Annotated in this window: 20 protein-coding genes; 16 read left to right on the top strand and 4 right to left on the bottom strand. The window is 62.2% G+C overall.

Features of this window, described 5'->3' with window-relative positions; translation table 11 throughout:
- Window positions 1-23: 23 nt before the first annotated feature.
- On the top strand, window positions 24-524 hold the full coding sequence (locus RWJ89_RS08655) for a GFA family protein (RefSeq protein ID WP_316030850.1): 501 nt from the start codon (window positions 24-26) through the stop codon (window positions 522-524).
- Window positions 525-777: 253 nt separating this feature from the next.
- On the opposite strand, the gene kdgD is transcribed toward RWJ89_RS08655, so the two are convergent.
- The 3 genes from kdgD to RWJ89_RS08640 form a co-directional block, all read right to left on the bottom strand.
- The gene (gene kdgD, locus RWJ89_RS08650) at window positions 778-1,704 is read right to left on the bottom strand and encodes a 5-dehydro-4-deoxyglucarate dehydratase (RefSeq protein WP_168322063.1); all 927 of its coding nucleotides are present in this window, start codon (window positions 1,702-1,704) and stop codon (window positions 778-780) included.
- Window positions 1,705-1,736: 32 nt separating this feature from the next.
- Entirely contained in the window at window positions 1,737-2,711 is a 975-nt protein-coding gene (locus tag RWJ89_RS08645) for a mannonate dehydratase (protein WP_316028543.1), read from the bottom strand.
- Window positions 2,712-2,776: 65 nt separating this feature from the next.
- A complete protein-coding gene (locus RWJ89_RS08640; protein WP_020049853.1) occupies window positions 2,777-3,487 on the bottom strand; it encodes a FadR/GntR family transcriptional regulator in 711 nt (236 codons plus the stop codon).
- Window positions 3,488-3,622: 135 nt separating this feature from the next.
- On the opposite strand from RWJ89_RS08640, the gene RWJ89_RS08635 reads away from it, so the two are divergent.
- Genes RWJ89_RS08635 through RWJ89_RS08615 form a run of 5 tightly spaced genes read left to right on the top strand, consistent with a single transcriptional unit; the run spans window position 3,623 to window position 8,737 of the window.
- A complete protein-coding gene (locus tag RWJ89_RS08635; protein WP_168258363.1) occupies window positions 3,623-5,218 on the top strand; it encodes an ABC transporter substrate-binding protein in 1,596 nt (531 codons plus the stop codon).
- Between the two features lie 19 nt (window positions 5,219-5,237).
- A complete protein-coding gene (locus RWJ89_RS08630; RefSeq protein WP_020049855.1) occupies window positions 5,238-6,266 on the top strand; it encodes an ABC transporter permease in 1,029 nt (342 codons plus the stop codon).
- Window positions 6,263-7,165, top strand: coding sequence for an ABC transporter permease (locus tag RWJ89_RS08625; protein ID WP_017960388.1), 903 nt, complete (start codon window positions 6,263-6,265; stop codon window positions 7,163-7,165). Before RWJ89_RS08630 ends, RWJ89_RS08625 begins: the two co-directional genes overlap by 4 nt.
- Window positions 7,152-7,997 (top strand): ABC transporter ATP-binding protein, encoded by an 846-nt coding sequence (locus RWJ89_RS08620; protein ID WP_168287360.1) that lies wholly within the window; start codon window positions 7,152-7,154, stop codon window positions 7,995-7,997. The genes RWJ89_RS08625 and RWJ89_RS08620 overlap by 14 nt, the downstream gene beginning before the upstream one ends.
- On the top strand, window positions 7,994-8,737 hold the full coding sequence (locus RWJ89_RS08615; RefSeq protein ID WP_168258365.1) for an ABC transporter ATP-binding protein: 744 nt from the start codon (window positions 7,994-7,996) through the stop codon (window positions 8,735-8,737). The genes RWJ89_RS08620 and RWJ89_RS08615 overlap by 4 nt, the downstream gene beginning before the upstream one ends.
- Window positions 8,738-8,759: 22 nt before the next feature.
- Here the strand turns inward: RWJ89_RS08615 and RWJ89_RS08610 are convergent, their stop codons facing one another.
- Entirely contained in the window at window positions 8,760-9,815 is a 1,056-nt protein-coding gene (locus RWJ89_RS08610) for a LacI family DNA-binding transcriptional regulator (RefSeq protein WP_316030849.1), read from the bottom strand.
- A 247-nt stretch (window positions 9,816-10,062) separates the two neighbouring features.
- Here RWJ89_RS08610 and RWJ89_RS08605 point away from each other — a divergent pair, with 247 nt between their 5' ends.
- The 10 genes from RWJ89_RS08605 (at window position 10,063) to RWJ89_RS08560 (ending at window position 21,400) form a co-directional block, all read left to right on the top strand.
- Complete coding sequence (locus tag RWJ89_RS08605) at window positions 10,063-12,585, top strand: hypothetical protein (protein WP_168281891.1); 2,523 nt, start codon at window positions 10,063-10,065, stop codon at window positions 12,583-12,585.
- A gap of 64 nt (window positions 12,586-12,649) precedes the next feature.
- Window positions 12,650-13,909 carry an ABC transporter substrate-binding protein gene (locus RWJ89_RS08600; RefSeq protein WP_316030848.1) on the top strand — a complete coding sequence of 420 codons (1,260 nt, stop codon included), beginning with the start codon at window positions 12,650-12,652 and terminating at the stop codon, window positions 13,907-13,909.
- 11 nt (window positions 13,910-13,920) lie between these two features.
- Window positions 13,921-14,958, top strand: coding sequence for a carbohydrate ABC transporter permease (locus RWJ89_RS08595; protein WP_316030847.1), 1,038 nt, complete (start codon window positions 13,921-13,923; stop codon window positions 14,956-14,958).
- Window positions 14,955-16,004, top strand: coding sequence for a carbohydrate ABC transporter permease (locus RWJ89_RS08590; protein ID WP_003539547.1), 1,050 nt, complete (start codon window positions 14,955-14,957; stop codon window positions 16,002-16,004). The genes RWJ89_RS08595 and RWJ89_RS08590 overlap by 4 nt, the downstream gene beginning before the upstream one ends.
- A 31-nt stretch (window positions 16,005-16,035) precedes the next feature.
- A complete protein-coding gene (locus tag RWJ89_RS08585) occupies window positions 16,036-17,115 on the top strand; it encodes an ABC transporter ATP-binding protein (RefSeq protein ID WP_131666037.1) in 1,080 nt (359 codons plus the stop codon).
- A 316-nt stretch (window positions 17,116-17,431) separates the two neighbouring features.
- A complete protein-coding gene (locus RWJ89_RS08580) occupies window positions 17,432-17,641 on the top strand; it encodes a hypothetical protein (protein WP_077981036.1) in 210 nt (69 codons plus the stop codon).
- A gap of 9 nt (window positions 17,642-17,650) precedes the next feature.
- On the top strand, window positions 17,651-18,025 hold the full coding sequence (locus RWJ89_RS08575) for a GFA family protein (RefSeq protein WP_077981035.1): 375 nt from the start codon (window positions 17,651-17,653) through the stop codon (window positions 18,023-18,025).
- Window positions 18,026-18,186: 161 nt separating this feature from the next.
- Window positions 18,187-19,479, top strand: a complete 1,293-nt coding sequence (locus tag RWJ89_RS08570; protein ID WP_077981034.1) for an efflux RND transporter periplasmic adaptor subunit — start codon at window positions 18,187-18,189, stop codon at window positions 19,477-19,479.
- Between the two features lie 12 nt (window positions 19,480-19,491).
- Window positions 19,492-20,208 (top strand): ABC transporter ATP-binding protein, encoded by a 717-nt coding sequence (locus RWJ89_RS08565; protein WP_025394513.1) that lies wholly within the window; start codon window positions 19,492-19,494, stop codon window positions 20,206-20,208.
- Complete coding sequence (locus RWJ89_RS08560; protein WP_072638506.1) at window positions 20,198-21,400, top strand: ABC transporter permease; 1,203 nt, start codon at window positions 20,198-20,200, stop codon at window positions 21,398-21,400. The genes RWJ89_RS08565 and RWJ89_RS08560 overlap by 11 nt, the downstream gene beginning before the upstream one ends.
- Window positions 21,401-21,408: the final 8 nt, after the last annotated feature.

The following is a 21,408-nucleotide window of genomic DNA, read 5'->3' as shown; positions in this document are numbered from 1 at the left end:
CGTCTCTTGAAGAAGGAGCAAAAATGAAACGCGTCGAAATGGAGGTGAGCGGCGGCTGCCAGTGCGGTGCCGTGCGCTACCATGCAACCGCTATGTTTGACAATTCGCATCTCTGCCATTGCCGCATGTGCCAGAAAGCCTCGGGCAACGTCTTTGCCGCGCTCGTCGCCGCGCCCGATGATGCGCTCAGCTGGACACGCGGCAAGCCAAGCGTCTGGAAGAGCTCGGAGCTTGTGGAGCGCGGCTTCTGTGCCAATTGCGGCACCCCATTGTTCTTCCACCACCTCGAAAACGGTCGCACCAACCTGATGATCGGTTCGCTTGACGATCCGCACGCTTTCTCGCCGCATGCCAATACCTGCACCGAGAACATGGTGGCCTGGTTCGATACCATCACGGGCATAGAAAATACCGGTGCGACCGAAAACAACGGCGCCGGCTGGGCCGCGGCGATCAAGGAGAGCAACAACCAGCACCCCGATCACGATACCGCCTCATGGGCGGTGAGGGGGCGTGATGGCTGAGTCCTAATCCGGCGGTTGCCAGTGCGGCGCTGTCCGTTGCCGCTATTCCGAAAAGCCGTCGCGCCGGAAGCCAGCGACAGCAACGGCCTACGTTCACGAGGATGCACGCAGGGTGCCTGAAAGTCTGCTGTTTAGCTAATTCGCGCCTCGAAGCAGCCCCGTAGCGGTCGTCTAGCCAAGCCGGGCCGATGTCCGTTGTTGGCGAGAGCCGGACAGCCGCCGGGCCACCCCGGCGGCCTACTGCCGCGCTGTATTATTCCGCCGCGATCCGCGTGACGCCGTTGGCCTGGACGATCTTTTCCAGCAGCGCCAGCTCTTCCTGGGTAAGATCCGTCAGAGGCGGGCGCACGGGGCCTGGGTTCTGCCCGAGGACGCGAAGGCCGGCCTTGATGATCGAGACGGCATATCCCTTCTTGCGGTTGCGCAAGGCGACGAAGGGGAAGAAGAAGCCCTTCAGGATCTCATCGACGGTTGCCTGATCGCCGGTGCGCAAGGCGCCGTAAAAACGCTGGGCAAGCGCGGGCACGAAGTTGAAGACGGCGGATGAATAGGTCGTCACGCCTGCGGCGAAATAGGCCTGGGCATAAACCTCATGGGTCGGCATGCCGCCGACATAGACGAGGCGGTCGCCAAGCAGGGTGGTGATCTCGATCACCTTGTCGACATCGCCGACGCCGTCCTTGAAGCCGATCAGGTTCGGGCATTCCTCCGCCAGGCGCGCGATGCTGTCGGCGGTCAGAATGGCGTTGTCGCGATTATAGACGATGACGCCGATGCCGACCGATTGGCAGACCGCCTTGACGTGGGCGATGAGACCCGCCTGTTCGGCAAACATCAGATAGGGCGGCAGCAGCAGCAGTCCGTCCGCACCGGCCTTCTCGGCCGCGACTGCGATCTCGATGGCGAGCGACGTGCCGTAGCCGGTTCCCGAAATGATCGGCGTCTTGCCCGCCGACGCTTTGGCGGCCCGGATCACCTGCGGAATTTCGGCCGGATTAAGCGAGAAAAACTCACCGGTGCCGCCGGCGGCAAACAGCGCAGCCGCGTCATAACCGGAAAGCCACTCGACATGACGGCGGTACTTGGCTTCGTCGAATTTGAGGTGATCGTCGAAATGGGTCACCGGAAACGACAGGAGGCCACTACCGACGGCCTTCTTCAATTCAATCGGATTCATCATGAAGTCCTATTTCTTAGGTGTTGAAAACCGGCTCACTCGCTCTCGAGCACTTGCAGAAGTGCGGCGATATAGCCGTAGCAGAAGGCAAATGCGGTGGCGGTTGGATCCTTGCCGCTGACGGTCGGCACATGGTCGGGCATCAGCATGTATTTGAAGCCCACCTCCTTGTAGATCCTGGCCGAGCGGACCATGTCCATGTCGCCTTCTTCAGGGAAGGTCTCCATGAAGGACAGCTTGCCGCCGCGAATGTTGCGGAAGTGAACATTGAAGATCTTGTCGCGCTGGCCGAACCAGCGGATGACATCGTCGATTTCCTTGCCGGGCTTTTCCAGCATCTCGCCGATCGAACCCTGGCAGAAATTGAGGCCATGATACGGGTTTTCGCGCATCAGCACGAATTTCTTCAGGCCTTCCACCGTACCCAGCACCCGCGTGACGCCGCGATAACCCGGCGGCGTATAGGGATCGTGCGGATGGCAGGCGAGCCGGACGCGGTTGCTTGCAGCGACAGGAACGACGCGTTCCAGGAAATAGTCGATCCGCTCCCAGTTTTCGTCTTCCGAAAGCACGCCGGCAAGGCCGGGCTCGGCCTGCTGGTCCGTCTTGTCCCAGCGGAAGCTCGCATTCAGCGATCCGCCGCGTCCCGGTTCATCCGGCGTGCGGGGAATGCCGATCAGGTTGAGATTGTACTTCACCGCAGGAATGCCGGCGGCCGCGACATTCTCGATCAGCTTGCAGACGGCGTCGATCTGCCGGTCACGCTCGGGGCCGGCAAGCAGGATGTCGGGATAGGACGCCTTCTCGATCGGCTGCGAGGGCAGTGGCAACTGGATCATGTCGAGAATCAGGCCGAAGCTTTCGACCTTGTCGCGATGACGTTCGAGATCGGAGAGCGTCCAGCTGCTCGGCTTCCCCGGCGGGTCGGCATTGATATGCCTCACCCCCAGTTGCGCGAAGATACGATAATCGTCGTCATCTCGCGCTGCGACCTGCGTTCCCAGATACATTTGAGTCTCTTTCGAAATTACACAATGTCATATGACATAATATGAATTTTTGAGAGTGTCGAGCCCTATTGCTGCTCGGCGAGCATGCGATAACGGCGCTGGCTGGCCAGCATATGCGCCCGCATTGCCTGTCGCGCCCGCTCCGGATCCTGGTCGGCAATCGCCGACAAGATCTCGACATGTTCGGCATAAACCTTCTGAAGATAGTCACGGTCGTTGGCCTCGGGAAGCGTCGGAAATTGGCCGCGGGGGATGGCTCTGGGCCCGAACTGGCGCAAGACGGCAACATAGAATCGATTGTTCGTGGCGGCGGCAATCGCCATGTGGAAGGCATAATCCGCCTCCACCGTCTGCTGTCCTGTCTCGATAAGGTTTGCCATTCTGCGGTTGGCTTCGCGGATCGCAGCTTCCTGCTCGGCGGTGCGGCGATAGGCGGCGATCGCTGCCGCTTCACCCTCGGCCGCCATGCGAAACTCCAGCAATTCCAGGGTTTCCGGAATGCTTTTGATTTCCACCGGCGTTAAAGAAAGGACCGAATGCGCCTTCGGATCCGCGACGAAGACGCCTTTGCCCTGGATCGGCTTGACGAAGCCTGCCGACCTCAGATCGGCGATAGCCTCGCGCACCACCGTGCGGCTGACGCCGAATGTCGCTTCAAGCTGCGGCTCGGTCGGCAGCTGGTCGCCGACCCGTAGCTTCCCCGTCTCGATCTGCGCCCGCAACTGATCGATGACCTGCTGCGCCAGTCTTTGTCGGCCGCGGCTGTGTGTCGTCATCTTCGGCTCCCCCAATCCCTTCGCATCAAGTCTCTGCCGCTCGGGCCTTGTCAACCCTACCGGACTTCGTTAAATCATAATACGACATACGGACGACATAATATGTTTCCTATCGTAATCCAGGGAGGAGTGACAATGAAGCATTTTTCTAAAAGCTTGTTCGTCGGCGCTGTCATCGGCGCCCTGACGATATCGGCACCACAGCTGCAGGCCGCTACGCCGCAGGACCAGCTAGTGATTGGCACTTCGCTAGCGCAGGTTCTGTCGCTCGATCCGCACCAGGCGACCGAAGGCAAGGCGGTCGAGATCATGTCGAATCTGTATGATCGGCTGGTTGCCAGCACGGCTGATGGTAAGGTCCTTCCGCAGCTGGCAGAAAGCTGGAAGGTGGACGACAAGGGCATCACGTTTACGCTGCGCAAGGCGAATTTCGCCTCCGGCAATCCGGTCACCTCGAAGGATGTCGTCTATTCATTGGCCCGGCTCCTGAAGATGGATCAGGCCGCCGCCGCCAACCTCAAGCGCGTCGGCTACGACAAGGACAATGTCGAAAAGCTCGTCAAGGCCGTCGACGACCAGACGGTGCGGATCGATCTCTCCAATCAGGTGACGGCAGAGCTTCTGCTCTACCGGTTGACGACGACGACCACCAGTGTGGTCGACAGCGTCGAGGTCGAGAGCCACGCCGTCGACAACGACTACGGAAACGCCTGGATGCGAACCCATTCGGCCGGCTCCGGTCCGTTCACCCTCAATCGCTGGTCTCCGAACGAACTGGTGATCCTCGATGCCAACAAGGACTATATGACCGGCGCGCCGAAGATGCGTCGCGTCATCGTCCGGCATGTGCCTGAAAGCCAGGTCGAGCGGCTGATGCTCGAACGCGGCGATATCGATATTGCCAGTGCGCTCACCGCATCCGATCTCGCGACCTTCCAGGACAAGAAGGGCTTTGCTATCCAGCGTATTCCGACGGGCGGCTTCTACGTGCTGTCGATGAATGCCGGCAACAAATATCTCGCCAACCCGAAGGTTCGCGAAGCCATTGCCTACGGCATCGACTACAAGGGCATCGAAAAGACCATCATGGGCCCATACGGGCGGGCCAGAAACGTTCCCGTTCCGGAGAATTTCGAATATGCCATCCCGAACCCCGATTGGCATCTCGACGTCGAAAAGTCCAAGCAGCTGCTGAGCGAAGCAGGCTTCAAGGACGGCTTTTCGCTGTCGCTGAAGACCATCGCGCAAACGCCGCGCATCGATCTTGCCACCGCCATCCAGGCATCGCTGGCCCAGATCGGCATCAAGATCGACATCCAGCAGGGCAACGGCTCGGAAATCATCGCCGCCCATCGCGCCAGGGATTTCGATCTGCTGATCCCGCAGACCAGCGCCTATATGCCGAACGTGCTTGGTTCAATGGAGCAGTTCTCCTCCAATCCCGACAACTCGAAGGAAGCCAACAATGCCGGCAATTTCGTCTGGCGTTCGGGCTGGGACATTCCCGAGCTGACGGCCTTGACGGCGAAGGCATCCATGGAGCCGGACGCCAAGAAGCGCGGTGAACTCTATGTTCAGATGCAGAAGATGTTCGTCGAACAGAAGCCGGCGGTGCTTCCGCTCTTCGAGCGCTTTGAACCGATCGTCCTGTCCACCAAGGTCGAGGGATATGTCGGCCACCCGTCTCAGCTGACGCGTCTCGAGAACGTCACCAAGGTCGAAACCCAGTAATACTCCAGGACAGCCGATCATGAAGGAACTCTCCGTAGCCGAATTTGGCCGACGCCTGGCGCATTTGCTGGTCAGCCTGTTCATCCTCTTATGTGTGACCTTCGTGATCGGCCGTATCCTGCCCACCGATCCGGTCGGCGCAATCGTCGGCGAGCTCGCCGATCCCGCTGCCTATGCGGCGATGCGGGCGCGTCTGGGGCTCGATCTGCCGATCTACCAGCAGTTTTTCCTCTATCTGAACGGTTTGGCGCATGGTGATTTCGGCACTGCAGTCCTCACCGGCAATCCGGTCTCTGCAGACCTCGCTCAAGCCTTTCCGGCGACGTTTGAACTCGCGACGCTGGCGGTGATCATTTCGACCTTCGTCGGTGTCCCGCTCGGGCTGGTCGCAGCACTCTTTCGCGACAGCTTCATCGACAAGACGGCCCGCGTGGTCGCGCTCGTCGGTCATTCGATCCCGGTTTTCTGGTTCGGCATCGTCGGGCTCGTCATCTTTTATGCCGGCCTCAACTGGGTCGGCGGGCCGGGCAGGATCGATGTCTTTTACGAAGGCCTCGTCACGCCGCAAACCGGGCTGTTGTTGATAGACAGCCTGCTGCAGGGCGAGACCGAAATCTTCTGGAACGCGCTCGGTCATATCATCCTTCCGGCTGTCATCCTTGCCTATGCGGCGATGGCCTATATCACCCGCATGACGCGCAGCTTCACCCTGGAGCAGTTGAGCCAGGATTATGTCATTGCTGCCCGAGCCAAGGGTGTGAGCCCCCTCGGCACGATCTGGCGCCATGTGCTACCGAACATTGCGGTGCAGCTGATCACCATTCTCGCCATTTCCTATGGCGGGTTGCTCGAAGGCGCTGTCGTGACCGAGATCGTTTTCTCCTGGCCGGGCATTGGCCAGTACATGACCAACGCGCTGATGATCGGCGACATGAACGCCATCGTCGCCGGCACCATCATTGTGGGATTCATCTTCATGTTGTTGAACTTCCTGGCCGACGTCGCTTACGCCGTCTTTGATCCGCGCATGCGGGAGGCGGCCCGATGAGCGATGTCATCCGCAGCGAGATAGAGATTCGCCCTCCAAGTGTGTCGACCCGTATCGCGGCTTCGTTTGCGCGCGCCGGCCGCAAACTGGCTGCCGAGCCGCTTGGTCTCGGAGGGTTCGTCATCCTCGGTCTGCTTTGCTTGATCGCGATCTTCGCGCCGCTGCTTGCGCCTTACGATCCGGTCGTGCAGCGGCTTGGTGATGCCTTGCAGCCGCCGAGCCTCGCGCATCTGGCCGGCACGGACGAATTCGGCCGCGATATCTTGAGCCGCCTGATTTTCGGCACGCGCATCACCATCCAGACCGTATTTTCGGTCTCTCTGATCGTCGGGCCGATCGGCCTGTTGATCGGCGTCGTTGCCGGCTTCTTCGGAGGGCGCACCGATGCGCTGCTGATGCGCGCCACCGATATCGTTCTCTCTTTCCCGTCGCTGATCCTGGCGCTCGCCTTTGCTGCGGCGCTCGGCGCCGGATTGACCACGGCAATCATCGCGATCTCGCTGACCGCATGGCCGCCGATTGCGAGACTCGCGCGCGCCGAGGCGCTCGTCGTCAGAAACGCCGACTACGTGGTCGCCGCCCGCCTTTATGGCGCCTCGCCGATGCGCATTCTTCTCCTCTATATCGCGCCGATGTGCGTCCCATCCGTCATCGTTCGCCTGACGCTCAACATGGCGGGCATCATCCTGACAGCCGCTTCGCTTGGCTTCCTCGGGCTTGGCGCCCAGCCGCCGGCGCCGGAATGGGGCGCGATGATCTCCAGCGGCCGCAAGTTCATGCTGGATTATTGGTGGGTTGCCGTGATGCCGGGTATCGCCATCCTTCTCACCAGCCTTGCCTTCAACATCGCCGGAGATGCTCTGCGCGACATTCTGGATCCTCGCCATGCAAGATCGTGATCTGCAGCCCGTTCTTTCCGTCGAAGGATTGAGCGTCCGTTTCGGCCGAGGCGCCGTGCCTGCCGTCTCCAACGTGACTTTCGACGTCGGGCGCGAACGTGTCGGGATCGTCGGAGAATCCGGTTCCGGTAAATCGACGACAGGCCGCGCCATCATGCGCCTTCTGCCGCCTGCCGCGGTGGTCTCGGCCGAGCGTTTGGATCTCGCCGGCAGTTCGTTGCTGTCGAAGACCGAACGTCAGATGGGCGCGCTGCGCGGCAAGGACATCGCTTTGATCATGCAGGATCCGCGCTATTCGCTGAATCCGGTGCTTTCGATCGGCAAGCAGATCGCCGAAGCCGCTCGCCTTCACCTCGGTCTTCACAAGAAACAGGCGCATGAGGCTGCCCGCGCCATGCTGGAGCGCGTGCGCATCAGCGATCCGGAGCGGGTCATGGCGCTTTATCCGCACCAGATATCGGGCGGCATGGGCCAGCGCGTGATGATCGCCATGATGCTGCTGGCACGGCCGAAGCTTGTCATCGCCGACGAGCCGACCTCGGCGCTTGATGTCAGTGTCCGTAAGGACGTGCTGCTGTTGCTCGATGAGCTGGTGCGCGAGAACAATTCCGGCCTGCTGTTGATCAGCCACGACATTCGCATGGTGGCTGCCTTTTGCGAGCGCATCATCGTCATGTATGCCGGCCGGATCGTGGAAACGCTGACCAGTCTGGAGGAGGCGCGCCATCCCTATACTCGCGGCCTGATCGCTGCGCTGCCCGACCCCAGGAATCCGGTTCGCCGGCTCGCGGTTCTCGACAGGACGAAACTCGATCTGGAGATGGCGCAATGATCAATGTGCGTGACCTCGATGTCGTCTTTGCCTCCGGCAAATCAAGCAACCATGTCGTCAGGGGCATCAGTTTTGAGGTCGGCCAGGGGGAGACGCTCGGCATTGTCGGTGAATCCGGATGCGGAAAATCGACGGTGCTGCGTTGCCTTGCCGGCATGGAGGCCGGTTGGACCGGTGACATCGAACTTGGCGGCAAACCGATCGGCAAGAAGCGCTCTCGCGAGGAGCTGAAATTCGCCCAGATGGTGTTTCAGGATCCTTACGGATCCCTGCATCCGCGCCATCGTATCGGCACCGCCCTGGCCGAGCCGCTGCGCGCCATGGGCCATTCCGACATCTGGTCGAAAGTCGAAAAGGCATTGATCCAGGTGGGTTTGCCGGCGAGCTTCGCAAACCGTTTCCCGCACGAGCTTTCCGGCGGCCAGCGGCAGAGGGTGGCCATCGCCCGGGCCCTGATCCTGTCGCCGCCCATCCTGTTGCTCGACGAGCCGACATCGGCGCTCGACGTCTCGGTCCAGGCCGAAATCCTCAACCTGCTGGCCGACCAACGCGAGGAAAAGGGCCTGACCTATCTTCTCGTCAGCCACGACCTCGCGGTCATCTCCCATATGTGCGACCGGGTGCTGATCATGAAGAATGGTTGTTTCGTGGACGAACTCACCAAAGCGGATCTGCAGGCCGGCACCACGCATGATGCCTATGCGCGAGAATTGTTCGAAGCGAGTTTTATCGAGGCTTGATATTCTCGATCACGGTGTGGGTTCAGCGACCTTCCGCTACGGCAGACATATGCCTGACGGCCGCGACGCTGCCCCTTTCGACGAGATGGCAGGCAAGCTCGACCCGCCGCCGTGGGGCCGCCAGGCCGAGCATCATGTCGCGCAGCAGATCGAGCGCGGTGGCGCCGAGTTCGCGCATCGGAATATGCACCGTCGAGAGCGGCGGATTGAGAAAGGCCGACTGCGGCAGGTCGTCTATGCCCATGACGGAGATGTCCTGCGGCACGCCATAACCCATCGCCTGCAATCCGCGCACCGCGCCATTGGCAAGACTGTCGCCCGCCGTCAGGATGGCGGTGAAGGAGAGGCCTTTCTCGCGGACAAGACGGGTGACGGCTTCGGCGCCGAGTTCCGGCAGCCAGTCGTCGACCTCAAGCACCAGATCGGCATCGGCGGTCAGTCCATGATGCTGCAGGGCATCGCGCCAGCCCTCCAGGCGCCGCTCGATCGTCCGCCGACCCGGCCTCAGCATGAACAGGATGCGTTCATGCCCGGCTTTGATCAGCCGCTCGGCGGCGATGAAGGCGGCCGAGCGGTTGCAGGGTGTCACACTCGAAAGCCGCATATACGGATCGTCGCTGTTGACCAGCACGACGGGCTTTCCGAGATCAGCCGCAGCTGCCAGCATCTCCTCTTCGTCGACGGTCAGGATCAGCATGCCGCCGAAGCTTGGATCGTCACGCATCTCGGCGAGGACGCGGGCCTCGTCCCCTTTGTCGGCGACCGGGCGTATCGCCAGTTCGATGCCGAGGGCGGCGGCACGCGCATTCAATCCTTCGAGCACATAGAGCGTGAACTGGTTGCGGACATAGTCGATCATCGCTGCGCCAGAGGCAACGAGCATGACCTTCTTGCCGGCAACGCTTGCCGGCAGCGCGTAGCTGACCGCACTTGCCGTTTCCAGCACCAGCTTGCGAATCTCCGGCCTGACGCCCTTTTCGCCGGCCAGCGCACGAGACACCGTGCTGATAGAGACGCCACATCGGGCGGCAATGTCGTCGAGGCGCGTGCGCCTGCCTTTTTTCTCTTCCGCCGCCATGTCGTCTCCTCGCTCTCAGCTACTATGCAAAAATCTTTCAGATTGCGCAAATGGATTGCCTGTGCACAATCGTTGCCTGAGGAGTCCGCGACAAGCGGCAGAGCAGGGAGGCTTTGAAGATGCGGCTTGACGGCCAATCCATGCGTCGGTGTTTTGTCCGGAATCTCATGGCTCCGAGCATGATGCCGAAAAGTGTGAGCGGTTTTCAGACGACGTCATGCTCTGACTGCCTGGGGCGGGCTGAAGCATGACCGCCGAGCAGCAATCCCATCTCCGCCGTGCAACGGCGAAGGCCAGCCCGATCGTCTACTGGCAGCTCGCCGACCTGTGGCAGCAGCGCTACGACGTCGCCGACCGCCCGATGGAAGGCAGCATGGATCCGTTTTTCTTCGTCACCAAGACGAAGAACTTCATTCCGCATGAATATCCCTGCCGCACCGAATTCAAAAAATCCTTCTCCGACCGTCGGCCGCAACCGGCTGCCGAATTCGAGGCGGTCCGCTGGTGGCTTCCCTTTGCCTCCCCGCGTGTCGATCTCTCTGGCTTCTGGTTTCGCCCGACACGCATCGGCTGCTGGGCGCGCACCTTCCTCGATGCCCGCTCCGCGGGGCGCGCGACGCTTCGGCTGTCGACCTGCGGCGGCGCGATCCTCTTCGTCAATGGCCGCGAGCAGGGTTTCATGGCGCCTTACCAGCGCAATCTCGAAGCCCAGCAAGACTTCGAGGTCGAACTCACGGCCGGCCTGAACGAAATCCGCGTCTATTTCGACGATCTCGCCGAGCGCGACGCCCGTTTCTATTTCCAGCTGGATTATGTCGAAGGGCCGGAAGTTGAAACTGCCCTGCCTGTTCCCATCGCCGCCGATGATGCGGATGCGCTGGAGGCGATCCTCGAAGGCATGCGCTTCGACCGCACCGCCTATCTCGGCGAAGACGTGACGATCCTCTTCCCCGCGCCGCTGCCGGCGCCGCTGAGCTGCCATGTCGAGATCGAAGGCGACTTCATGTCGATCGAGCGCTTCGATTATGATTTCGAGCTGGAAGCGGGAGCAACGAAACTGGCGCTCGGAACCTCGGTCGATATGCCCGCCGATTTCCGCCATTTCCGCATCACCTTCAAAGCAGGTACGCTTTCGCTCAGTCGCACGCTCGGCGTCGAGATCTGCCATCCTGAGCGGCAGGGGGAGGCACCCGCCGCCCTTGAGGACCGCGTCGCCGAGGCGCTGGCCGAGGTCGCTACCCATTCGGAGCCCGACACGGTCTGTGCTTTCGCGCGCCTTGCGCTCGGGCAGGGCGGCGAGCAAACCGAGGCGATGATCTCGGCCATGCTGCCGGTCATCGAGGATTGTCACGACTGCGCCGATTTCGTGCTGGTGCCGCTGCTCTTTGCCTATACGCGCTGGAGCGATCTGCTGTCACCCGCGCTGCGCGACAGGATCGAGCACGCTGTCCTCAATTACCGCTACTGGATGGATGAGCCCGGCAACGACGTTCAGTGGTATTTCTCGGAAAACCACGCGCTTCTCTTCCATACCGCCGCCTATCTCGGCGGCAGGCTTTTCCCGGAAGCCGTCTTCGTCCGTTCCGGCCGCACCGGCGCCGAGCAGATGCAAGTTGGCGAGGATCGTGTCCGCGCCTGGCTCGATCATTTCGAGCGCTGGGAAATGGCCGAGTGGAATTCCGTTCCCTATTTCCCGATCGATCTCAAGGGCCTGACGGCGCTGGCCGCCTGCGCGCCGGACGAGACGATCCGCAGCCGGGCGAGTGGTAGCATCGTCCGCCTGATGGAGATCGTCGCCCGCTCGGCCCATCACGGCATGCTGACCGGCAGCCAGGGCCGCTCCTATGAACATACGTTGCGCCCCGGCCGCTCGGTCGAACTCTCCGCCATTGCCCGTCTGCTCTGGGGCCGCGGCTGGTACGGCCGGCGTGTCCACGCTTTGCCGCAGCTTGCCGTCTGCATCCGCGATCATGGCCTGCGTTTTCCCGAAACGCTGGCCGCGATCGCCGCGCACCAGTCCGACGACGCGCAGGAATGGACCTTTTCACAGGGCGAGAACCGCTTTGCTGCCCTCTATCACTATAAGACCCGCGACACTGCGCTCGGCACCATCGCCCATTATCGTCCCGGCGCCTGGGGCTATCAGGAAACCGTACTGCACCTCCGTCTGGGTCACCGGCCGGAAGCGCAGATCTGGATCAATCATCCCGGCGAAACCATCCAGTTCGGTTATGGCCGGCCGAGCTTCTGGGGCGGCTGCGGAACGCTGCCGCGCGTGCATCAATATCGCGATCTGGCGATCCTCGATTTCGAGATCCATGAGGGCCAGCCGGATTTCACCCATGCCTGGTTCCCGCTCGAGGCCTTCGACGACACGGTGGTTGACGGCAATCTGGCGCTCGCCCGCTCCGGCAACGGGATTGCGATGCTGATCGGCAACGGCGCGCTGGAGCCGGTAAAGCAAGGCCCGACGACGGATATCGAGCTGCGCCTGGCCGGCCGCAACGGCCGCTGGATCGTCCGTCTCTCCGATCTCGGGCGCGAGGGTAGCCTTGACGGCATGCAGGCGCGTTTCGCCACGCTTTCGGCCCGCCGAGACGACGAGGGCGCATTGATCGTCGTCGATCCGGATTATGGCCGGGTCGTCTTCGAAGAGGACGGCACCGTGCATGCCGAAGGCCGTATTCTTCGCCCGCCGGACTGGTCGGTGCGGGGAGAAGCGGTACATCTGGAGATACCGGGCAGGCAGCCTCGGCGCGCGGCCTCGTAGACGACGTGTTCGGCAGGCGGAGGACCGCCGGATGCAGGAATTTATCGGTCAAGAGGAGGAGAAAATGACCAGAATGAAATCGATCGGCGCAGCTTTTGCTGCAATTCTGTTGAGCTCCGTTGCCGCCCATGCCGGCGACGTGCGCATCATGTGGTATTCCGACGGCGGCGAAGGCGAGGTGATCAAGGATCTGCTCTCGCGCTTCTCGAAGGCCAATCCTGACGTCAACGTCATCCTCGACGAAGTCTCCTACGACGTCGTCAAGGAACAGCTGCCAGTGCAGCTCGAAGCCGGGCAGGGGCCGGATATTGCCCGCCTCACCAATCTGAAGGCGCCGGCGCAACACTGGCTCGATCTTCGCCCCTACCTCACCGACGCGAAATACTGGGACGACAATTTCGGCGCTCAGGCCGACTGGATGCGTCCGGACGGCTCGAACGCCATCACCGGCTTCATGACGCAGCTGACGCTGACCGGCGGCTTCGTCAACAAGACGCTGTTCGAGCAGGCCGGCGTCGAGATCCCCGGCCCGAAGGCCACCTGGGACGACTGGGCGGCGGCCGCCAAGAAGGTCGCCGACAGCCAGAAGGTCTTCGCCATGGCGATCGACCGCTCCGGCCACCGCGTCTCCGGCCCGAATATCTCCTATGGCGCCAACTATATCGCCGCCGACGGCAAGCCGGCGCCGATCGATCAGGGCGCCAAGGAATTCCTCAGCCGCTTCGTCAAGTGGAACGAGGACGGCACGATCAACAAGGATGTCTGGGTGAGTGCTGCCGGCACCACCTACCGCTCCGCCGCCGAGGACTTCATCAATGGCGGCCTTGCCTATCTTTATTCGGGCAGCTGGCAGGTTTCGGGCTTCGCCCAAAAGATCGGCGACAATTTCGACTGGGTGATGGCCGGAAGCCCCTGCGGCACGGCCGCTTGCACCGGCATGCAGGGCGGTGCGGGTCTGGTCGCCGTCAAATATACCAAGAACCCGAAGGACGTCGCCAAGGTGATGGATTACCTGGCAGGCGCCGACGTGCAGAAGGAATTTGCCGAACGCAGCCTGTTCATTCCGGCGCATAAGGGTGTCGCCGCCGGCCAGATGGACTTCAAGACCGACAATCCGCATGTGCAGGCGGCGCTGAAGGCCTTCGTCGAAGCGGCCGGTCAGACGGCGGCACCCGCCATGAAGCTGCCGGGCTGGAAGTGGTCGGATGCCTATTACAGCGCCATCGTCGCCCGCATCAGCCAGGTGATCGCCGGCGAAATGAAGCTCGACGATGCCTATGCCCGCATCGACGAGGACATCAAGGCCAAGGTCGCCGGCAACTGACGGAAGAACAGATGACGGCGAAGACGGTTTTTTCTGAACCACCGGCGAGAACCGGTCTGCGGCAGGCGCTCCTTGCGCCTGTCCGGCTTGCCATGGGGATCGTCGACATTCCCATGCGCGGCTGGCAGAAACTCACCGGGCTGAACGGCATGGCGGGCGTCTTTTTAGCGCCCAACATGCTGATCTTCACCGTCTTCGTGCTGCTGCCGCTGGTCATCAACTTCATCTATTCGACGACGAGCGGCAGCGCCATCTTCCTGCAGAACAGGACCTATGTCGGCGCCGACCAGTACCGCATCCTCTTCGATTGCCGCAGCTATCTCGATCCCTCGACCTGTGCCGCCGACACCTTCTGGGCGGCGGTACGCAACACCGCCGTCTTCGTCGTCTTTCAGGTCACAGTGATGCTGATCGCAGCGCTCGCAACGGCTTTGATCCTCAACCGCGAGCTTTCCAATCGCGGCTTCTGGCGCGCCGTGTTCTTCTTCCCGGTGCTGCTTTCGCCCGTCGTCGTCGGCCTGATCTGGAAATGGATCCTGCAGCGGGAGGGCCTGTTGAATTATGCGCTGAGCCCCTTCGGCTTCGAACCCTTCTCCTGGCTCAGCGATCGTTTCTGGGCCTTCTTCTTTGCCGTCTTCGTCTCGGTCTGGGCGCATATGGGCTTTTATGCGCTGATCCTGCTCGCCGGCCTGCAGGCGATCCCGCGCGATCTCTACGAGGCGGCGGCGATGGACAGCGCCCGCCCGACCCGCATCTTCCGGCGCATTACCCTGCCGCTTCTGATGCCGAACCTCATCGTCGTGTTGGTCTTGGCGCTGATCCGCGCCGTGCAGATTTTCGACGAGGTCTTCGTGCTCACCGGCGGCGGACCGGGCACCAGCACCATGTACATCACCCAATATATCTACGAGACCGGCTTTGCGAGTTCGCTGCGCAATCCGGGACTGGCGTCGGCCGCCTCGATCCTGATGGGCATCGTGCTCGTCATCCTGACGCTGGTCCAGCTCGGCGTCAGTAGCCGCAACGAGAAGAAGGGAGCACGCCAATGAGCGCCGTTTCTGCCTTTCTGCTCCGCCGGCGCGGTCGCGGCTGGCATTGGACGGATGTCGTCACCTGGATCTGGCTGATCTCGGGCGTCTTCCTGATGTTCGGCCCCGCCGTCTGGCTGGTCTTCTCTTCCTTCAAGACGCCGGCGGCCCTTGCCGAATTCCCGCCGTCCTTCCTGCCCTATGTCACCGAGCAGGCAGTGGTGCCGGGCTACGACAAGCCGTTGCCGCTCTATAATGTCGCGATGCCGGATGGCAGCACCCGCGTGCTTGCCGAAGTCCGCCGCATCGGCATCATCGGCCAGATGGTCGATCCGAAACAGCCGGGTGAAATCGTCAAGGCGAATATCAAGGACCGCACACCGGTGCGTCAGGTCGAATTCGCCGGCGGCAACTACACCGAACCGTTCCAGCGCTTCGATTTCTTCCTGTTCCTGCGCAACTCCGTCTTCGTCACCGTCGTGGCGACGGCGATTACGCTGCTCGTCAATTCCATGGCCGCCTTCGCGCTGTCGAAATACCAGTTCCCCGGCCGCACCGCCGTCATGCTGATGATCCTGGCAACGCTGATGGTGCCGCTCTCGGTCATCGTCGTGCCGCTCTATTCCGTCATCGGCACGCTGAACCTCTTCGACAGCCTCTGGGGTGTCATCCTGCCGACGGTCGCCACGCCGACGGGCGTCTTCCTGCTCAGGCAATACATGCTGACGATTCCCGACGAATTGCTCGATGCAGCGCGCATGGACAAGGCCAGCGAATGGCAGATCTACTGGCGCATCATCCTGCCGCTGTCGGCGCCGGCTCTCGCAGTGCTGGCGATCTTCTCGGTCGTCTGGCGCTGGAACGACTTCCTTTGGCCGCTGATCGTGCTCTCGCGCAAGGAACTCTATACGCTGCAGGTCGGCCTCAACGTCTATGCCGGCGAGCTCAATGTGCAATGGCACTATATCCTCGCCATGACCGTCGTCTCGATGATCCCAGTCGTGCTGATCTTCGTCTTCCTGCAGCGCTTCATCACCACCGGCATTGCCGGCTCGGGGCTCAAATAGGCCAACCTTAAAATAAGAAACAGGAGAGTGCATGAGCGGGCTTGAGCTCAGGAACATCGTCAAGAATTTCGGCGCCGTCGAGGTCATTCGCGATGTCTCGCTTGAGGTCAACGACGGCGAGTTCGTCGCTTTCGTCGGCCCTTCCGGCTGCGGGAAATCGACGTTGTTGCGTCTGATTGCCGGCCTCGACAAGCCCACAGGCGGCAGCATCGCCATCGACGGCAAGGATGTTACCGCTATCAGCGCCGCCGATCGCGGCCTGGCCATGGTCTTCCAGTCCTATGCGCTCTATCCGCATATGAGCGTCAGGGAAAACCTCGCCTTCGGTCTCGAGAACACCAAGGTGGCGAAGGCCGAGATCGAAGCGCGCATCACCGACGCCGCACGCATGCTGGAGATCGAACCTTTCCTGCAGCGTCGCCCGGGCCAGCTCTCCGGCGGCCAGCGCCAGCGCGTGGCGATCGGCCGCGCCATCGTGCGGCGGCCGGATGCCTTCCTGCTCGACGAGCCGCTATCCAATCTCGACGCCGAACTCAGGGTCAGCATGCGTGCCGAACTGGCGGCCCTTCACGCCCGCCTGAAGGCGACGATGATCTACGTCACCCATGACCAAGTCGAGGCAATGACGCTGGCCGACCGCATCGTCGTGCTGAGAGGCGGCAGGATCGAGCAGGTGGGAACACCGCTGGAACTCTACAACAAGCCGGCCAACCGCTTCGTCGCCGGCTTCATCGGCGCGCCGCACATGAATTTTCTCGAAGGTGCGATTGTCGGTCACGAGGACGGTTTCGCTGAGGTCGAAACCGTCGGCGGCCATCGTCTTTCCGTGGTTGCCAAGGAGGCACGCCCAGCGGGCGAAAGGGTCAGCATCGGCATCCGGCCGCAGCATATCACCCTTGCCGATGCCGGCTCCGCGAGCAGGCTGGATACAAGCGTCACGCTTGTCGAGGAACTGGGCTCGGAGACCGTCGTGCACGCCGAGGCGGCCGGAAAGAAGCTGATTGCGGTCTTTGCCGGCCAGCAGCGCATGAAATCCGGCGACAGCCTGCCGCTGCATCTCGATCCCGATATACTCCACCTCTTCAGCGAGGACGGCCAGCGCCTGTCTTAACGAATGTCGCGCAAAAGTGGGCAGCGGTTTTCCATTCGAAAAGAGCGGGATGAGGAAGCGGACCGGGCGGGCAGGGAACTCGTCTGCCACTGCGTTGGCCACCGGGAGAAAGCGGAAAAATCCCGATGTTCTCCAGTACCGCTGTGTCCGCTTGGCGTGGCCCGCAACCTCGGTCCGAAAAATACGCATATCGGCGAAAAGGTTCCAGGAAAACAACCGCATTCCCCAATGCCGGAAGCCTCGATGCGGCTCGTCGGCTCTTTCCAAATCGACAGCTCGCTCTAGCTTAAAAGGGACGTGACGAAAGGAGAAAACCATGACCGACGCACCGAATACGGCGACCCCGGCGCGAAGAGTGTTGCGTGGCCGCCCCTACAGCATCGGCGAATTTGCCAGGAAATACCGGTTGGATGACAAGGAGGCAAAGCGCCTCTACGACAAGTTCGGCCCCTCCGCCACCGAACTCGACCTGTTGATGGCGGCAAAGCAGCGCCCGCCGGGCCTGCCGACCAATCTCGACGCCTGACGGTCCGACATGAAAATCCGAACCGGAAGCTGCCTTTGCGGGGCGGTCGCCTACAGGGTGGACGGCGAACCGCTTCGCGTCGGCCTTTGCCACTGCGCCGATTGCCGCAAATCGAGCGGCTCCGCCTTCACCTTTTTCGCGGTCTGGCCGCGCCAGGCTTTCTCCCATAACGGCGAGATCGCCACCTTCGCCGGCCGCAGCTTCTGCCCCGCCTGTGGCAGCAGGCTTTTCTGCCTTAGGGATGACGAGGCGGAAATCCGCCTAGGGTCCCTGGACACTCCGCCGACCGACCTTGCGCCTGGCTATGAAGTCTGGATCAAGCGGCGCGAACCGTGGCTGCATCCTTTGCCGGGCGCGGGCCAATATGCCGAGGACGCGGATTGATAGACGCTTCGGGCGCCTGAACCAGCCTTTCCTTACCAATATTTCATTTCACCCATCCGCAATTCCGTGCCAGTTCGGCGGCACGCTAATCGCCGGTTCATCTGCGTTGTGATTATTTCGCCGCAGAGGCAGCAGGCGGCCACTGACGAATTGAGGACGACATGAACAAAATCGTAAGCGGCAGCGAGACCGGAGCAAAGACAGGCGTAGCGTCCGATCTCGCCGCGGTCCTTGCCGCATCGGGACGGCAGGGCAAGCGGAGCCGCTGGCGCGGACGCCTGCTCATCCTGCTGATCCTCATCGCTGCCGCAGCAGTCGCCGCCTATTTCTATATGGCCCGCGGGCAAAGCGAAGTGAGCTATGCCACCCAGCCGGCAAAACGCGGCGATCTGACGGTGCTCGTCACCGCCACCGGCTCGGTACAGCCGACCGAGCAGGTGGATATATCGAGCGAACTGTCCGGCACGGTCCGCGACGTCAATGTCGACTACAACAGCACGGTCAAATCAGGCGAAGTGCTCGCCCTCCTCGATACCAACAAGCTCGAGGCGGATGTGAAAAGCTCGCGCGCCAAGCTCAATTCGGCCAAGGCGAACGTCGTCAAGGCCGATGCCGATATGCAATCGGCAAGCACCTCGCTCGAGCGGTTGAAGAGCCTGGTCAGGAGCAATGTCTCCACCCAGCAGAGCCTCGACGACGCCAGCTACAAATATGATTCTGCCGTTGCCGCCAAACAGATCAACGAAGCCGAGGTCCTGGCCTCGGAAGCCGACCTGCAGCTTGCCGAAGTCAATCTCGCCAAGGCGAAGATCATCTCGCCGATCGACGGCGTCATCCTCACCCGCTCCGTCAATCCGGGCGCCACGGTCGCAGCCTCGCTTTCGGCCCCGATCCTTTTCACCATCGCCGGCGATCTGAAGAAGATGGAGCTGCAGGTCGATGTCGACGAGGCCGATGTCGGCCAGATCGCCGTCGGCCAGAAGGCGAAGTTCACGGTCGACGCCTATCCCGACCGGACCTTTCCCGCCGAGATCGAGCAGATCCGTTTCGCCTCCGAAGTGGTCAACAATGTCGTGACCTATAAGGCGGTCCTGTCGGTCGACAATGCCGACCTGCTGCTGCGCCCCGGCATGACGGCGACGGCCGATGTCACCGTCGAGGCCGTCAAGGACACGCTGATGGTGTCGAACGCCGCGCTGCGCTATGCTCCGGCGCAGGCCGAAAGGCGTGGCCGCGGCATTTTCGGCATCTTCGGCCCGCCACGTCAGCGGAACAACAATGCCGGTTCGGCGCTGACGGGCACGCAACGCCGTGTCTGGGTGCTGCGCAACGGCCGCCCGGTGCCTGTTGTCATCCAGGTCGGCTCATCCGACGGCCAGTTCACCCAGGTCGTCTCCGGTGACCTCAAGCAAGACGACGCACTGGTGATCGACGCCACGGCGCGTGCGAACTAGGCGGAGAGACGGATGGCAAGCCCGCCGCTCATCGAATTCAGACAGGTCTCGAAAGTCTATGGCGAGGGCGAGGCGGCGATCCGCGCGCTCGACCACGTCGACCTTGCGATCAACGCCCATGAATTCGTCGCGATCATGGGGCCGTCTGGCTCCGGCAAGTCGACGGCCATGAACATTCTCGGTTGCCTCGACGTGCCGAGTGCCGGCGACTACATCTTCGAAGGCATTCCGACCAGCGGCTTCGACCGCAGCCAGCTGACGCTGCTGCGCCGCCACATGCTCGGCTTCGTCTTCCAGGGCTTCAATCTTCTGTCGCGCACCTCCGCCGTCGAAAATGTCGAGCTGCCGCTGATCTATCGCGGCATGGCGGTGCGCGAGCGGCGCGAGCGGGCCCGCGAGGCGCTAGCGCTGGTCGGATTGACCGGGCGCGAACATCACAAGACACAAGAACTGTCAGGCGGCCAGCAGCAGCGCGTCGCCATCGCCCGCGCCATCGTTACCGAGCCGGCACTGCTGCTCGCCGATGAACCCACAGGCAATCTCGATACGAAGACCAGCGTCGAGATCATGGATCTGATGACGCGGCTGAACCGCGAGCAGGGCATCACCATCGTCATGGTCACCCACGAGCCCGATATTGCCGCCTATGCGCAGCGGCTGTTGCGTTTCGTCGACGGCAAGCTGGAGACGGAAGTCGAGCATCGGAGGAGGGCGGATCATGTTCTTTGAGACGCTGAAGCTGGCGCTGCGGGCCATCAGCCGCAATATGCTGCGCTCGTTCCTGACCGTGCTCGGCGTCGTCATCGGCGTTGCCGCCGTCATCGCGCTGGTGACGATCGGCAACGGCACCACCGCACAGGTCTCGACCGAGCTGTCGCGGCTGGGCACCAACATGCTGTTCGTCCGCCCCGGCCAGTTCGGCCCCGGCCGGGCAAGTTCTGAGGCCAAGCGCTTCAGCGTCAAGGACGTCGCGGCGATCCGCGACCAGATCGGCGGCCTCAGGGCCGTGGCGCCGCTCAACCAGTCGACGGCGACGGTGATTTTCGGCGGCCAGAACCATTCCACCAGCGTCTCCGGCACCACCAACGACTATTTCATCGCACAGGATTGGAACCTGGCGCTCGGCCGCAATTTCACCCCCGCCGAGGAACGCGGCCAGGCGCGCTGCATCATCGGCGAGACAGTGCGCTCGCAGCTCTTCGGCAGCGCCGACCCTACAGGCCAGCAGATCCGCGTCGGCAAGGTCTCATGCCCCGTCATCGGCGTGTTGGCCAAGCGCGGCCAGTCCGGCATGGGCAACGACCAGGACGATGTCGTCATCATGCCGGTCAAGGTGTTCCAGCGGCGCATCAGCGGCAGCAGCAACGTGCCGCAGATCATCATCTCGGCGCGCGACGGCGTCTCCACGGCCAAGGTGCAATCCGATGTCGAAAATCTCCTGCGCGAACGCCGCAAGATCGTGCCCGGCCGCCAGGACGATTTCAACGTCAACGACATGACCCAGATCGCCGCGGCGATGACCGGCACGACGACGTTATTGACCGGCCTGCTCGGCGCCGTCGCGGCCATCAGCCTGCTCGTCGGCGGCATCGGCATCATGAACATCATGCTGGTCTCCGTCACCGAGCGCACCCGCGAAATCGGCATCCGCTTGGCGATCGGCGCGCTCGAAAACCAGGTGCTCACCCAGTTCCTGGTCGAGGCGGTGGCCCTGTCGCTGTTCGGCGGCATCACCGGCATCATACTGGGCCTCGGCCTCGGCTTCGGCACCGTGACGCTCCTGAAAGTCCCCTTCGTCTTCAGCCCCCTAATGGTCGCCGTCGCCTTCCTCTTCTCCGCGGCGATCGGCATGATCTTCGGCTATTTCCCGGCGAGAAGGGCCGCGCAGTTGAACCCTATTGAGGCGCTGCGGCACGAGTGAGAGACGCC

Source organism: Rhizobium sp. 10PS4 (assembly GCF_032464805.1).
Lineage (GTDB): Bacteria > Pseudomonadota > Alphaproteobacteria > Rhizobiales > Rhizobiaceae > Rhizobium > Rhizobium laguerreae.
Note: the sequence above shows the minus strand (reverse complement) of the source record. Positions and strands in the feature narration are given on the sequence as shown.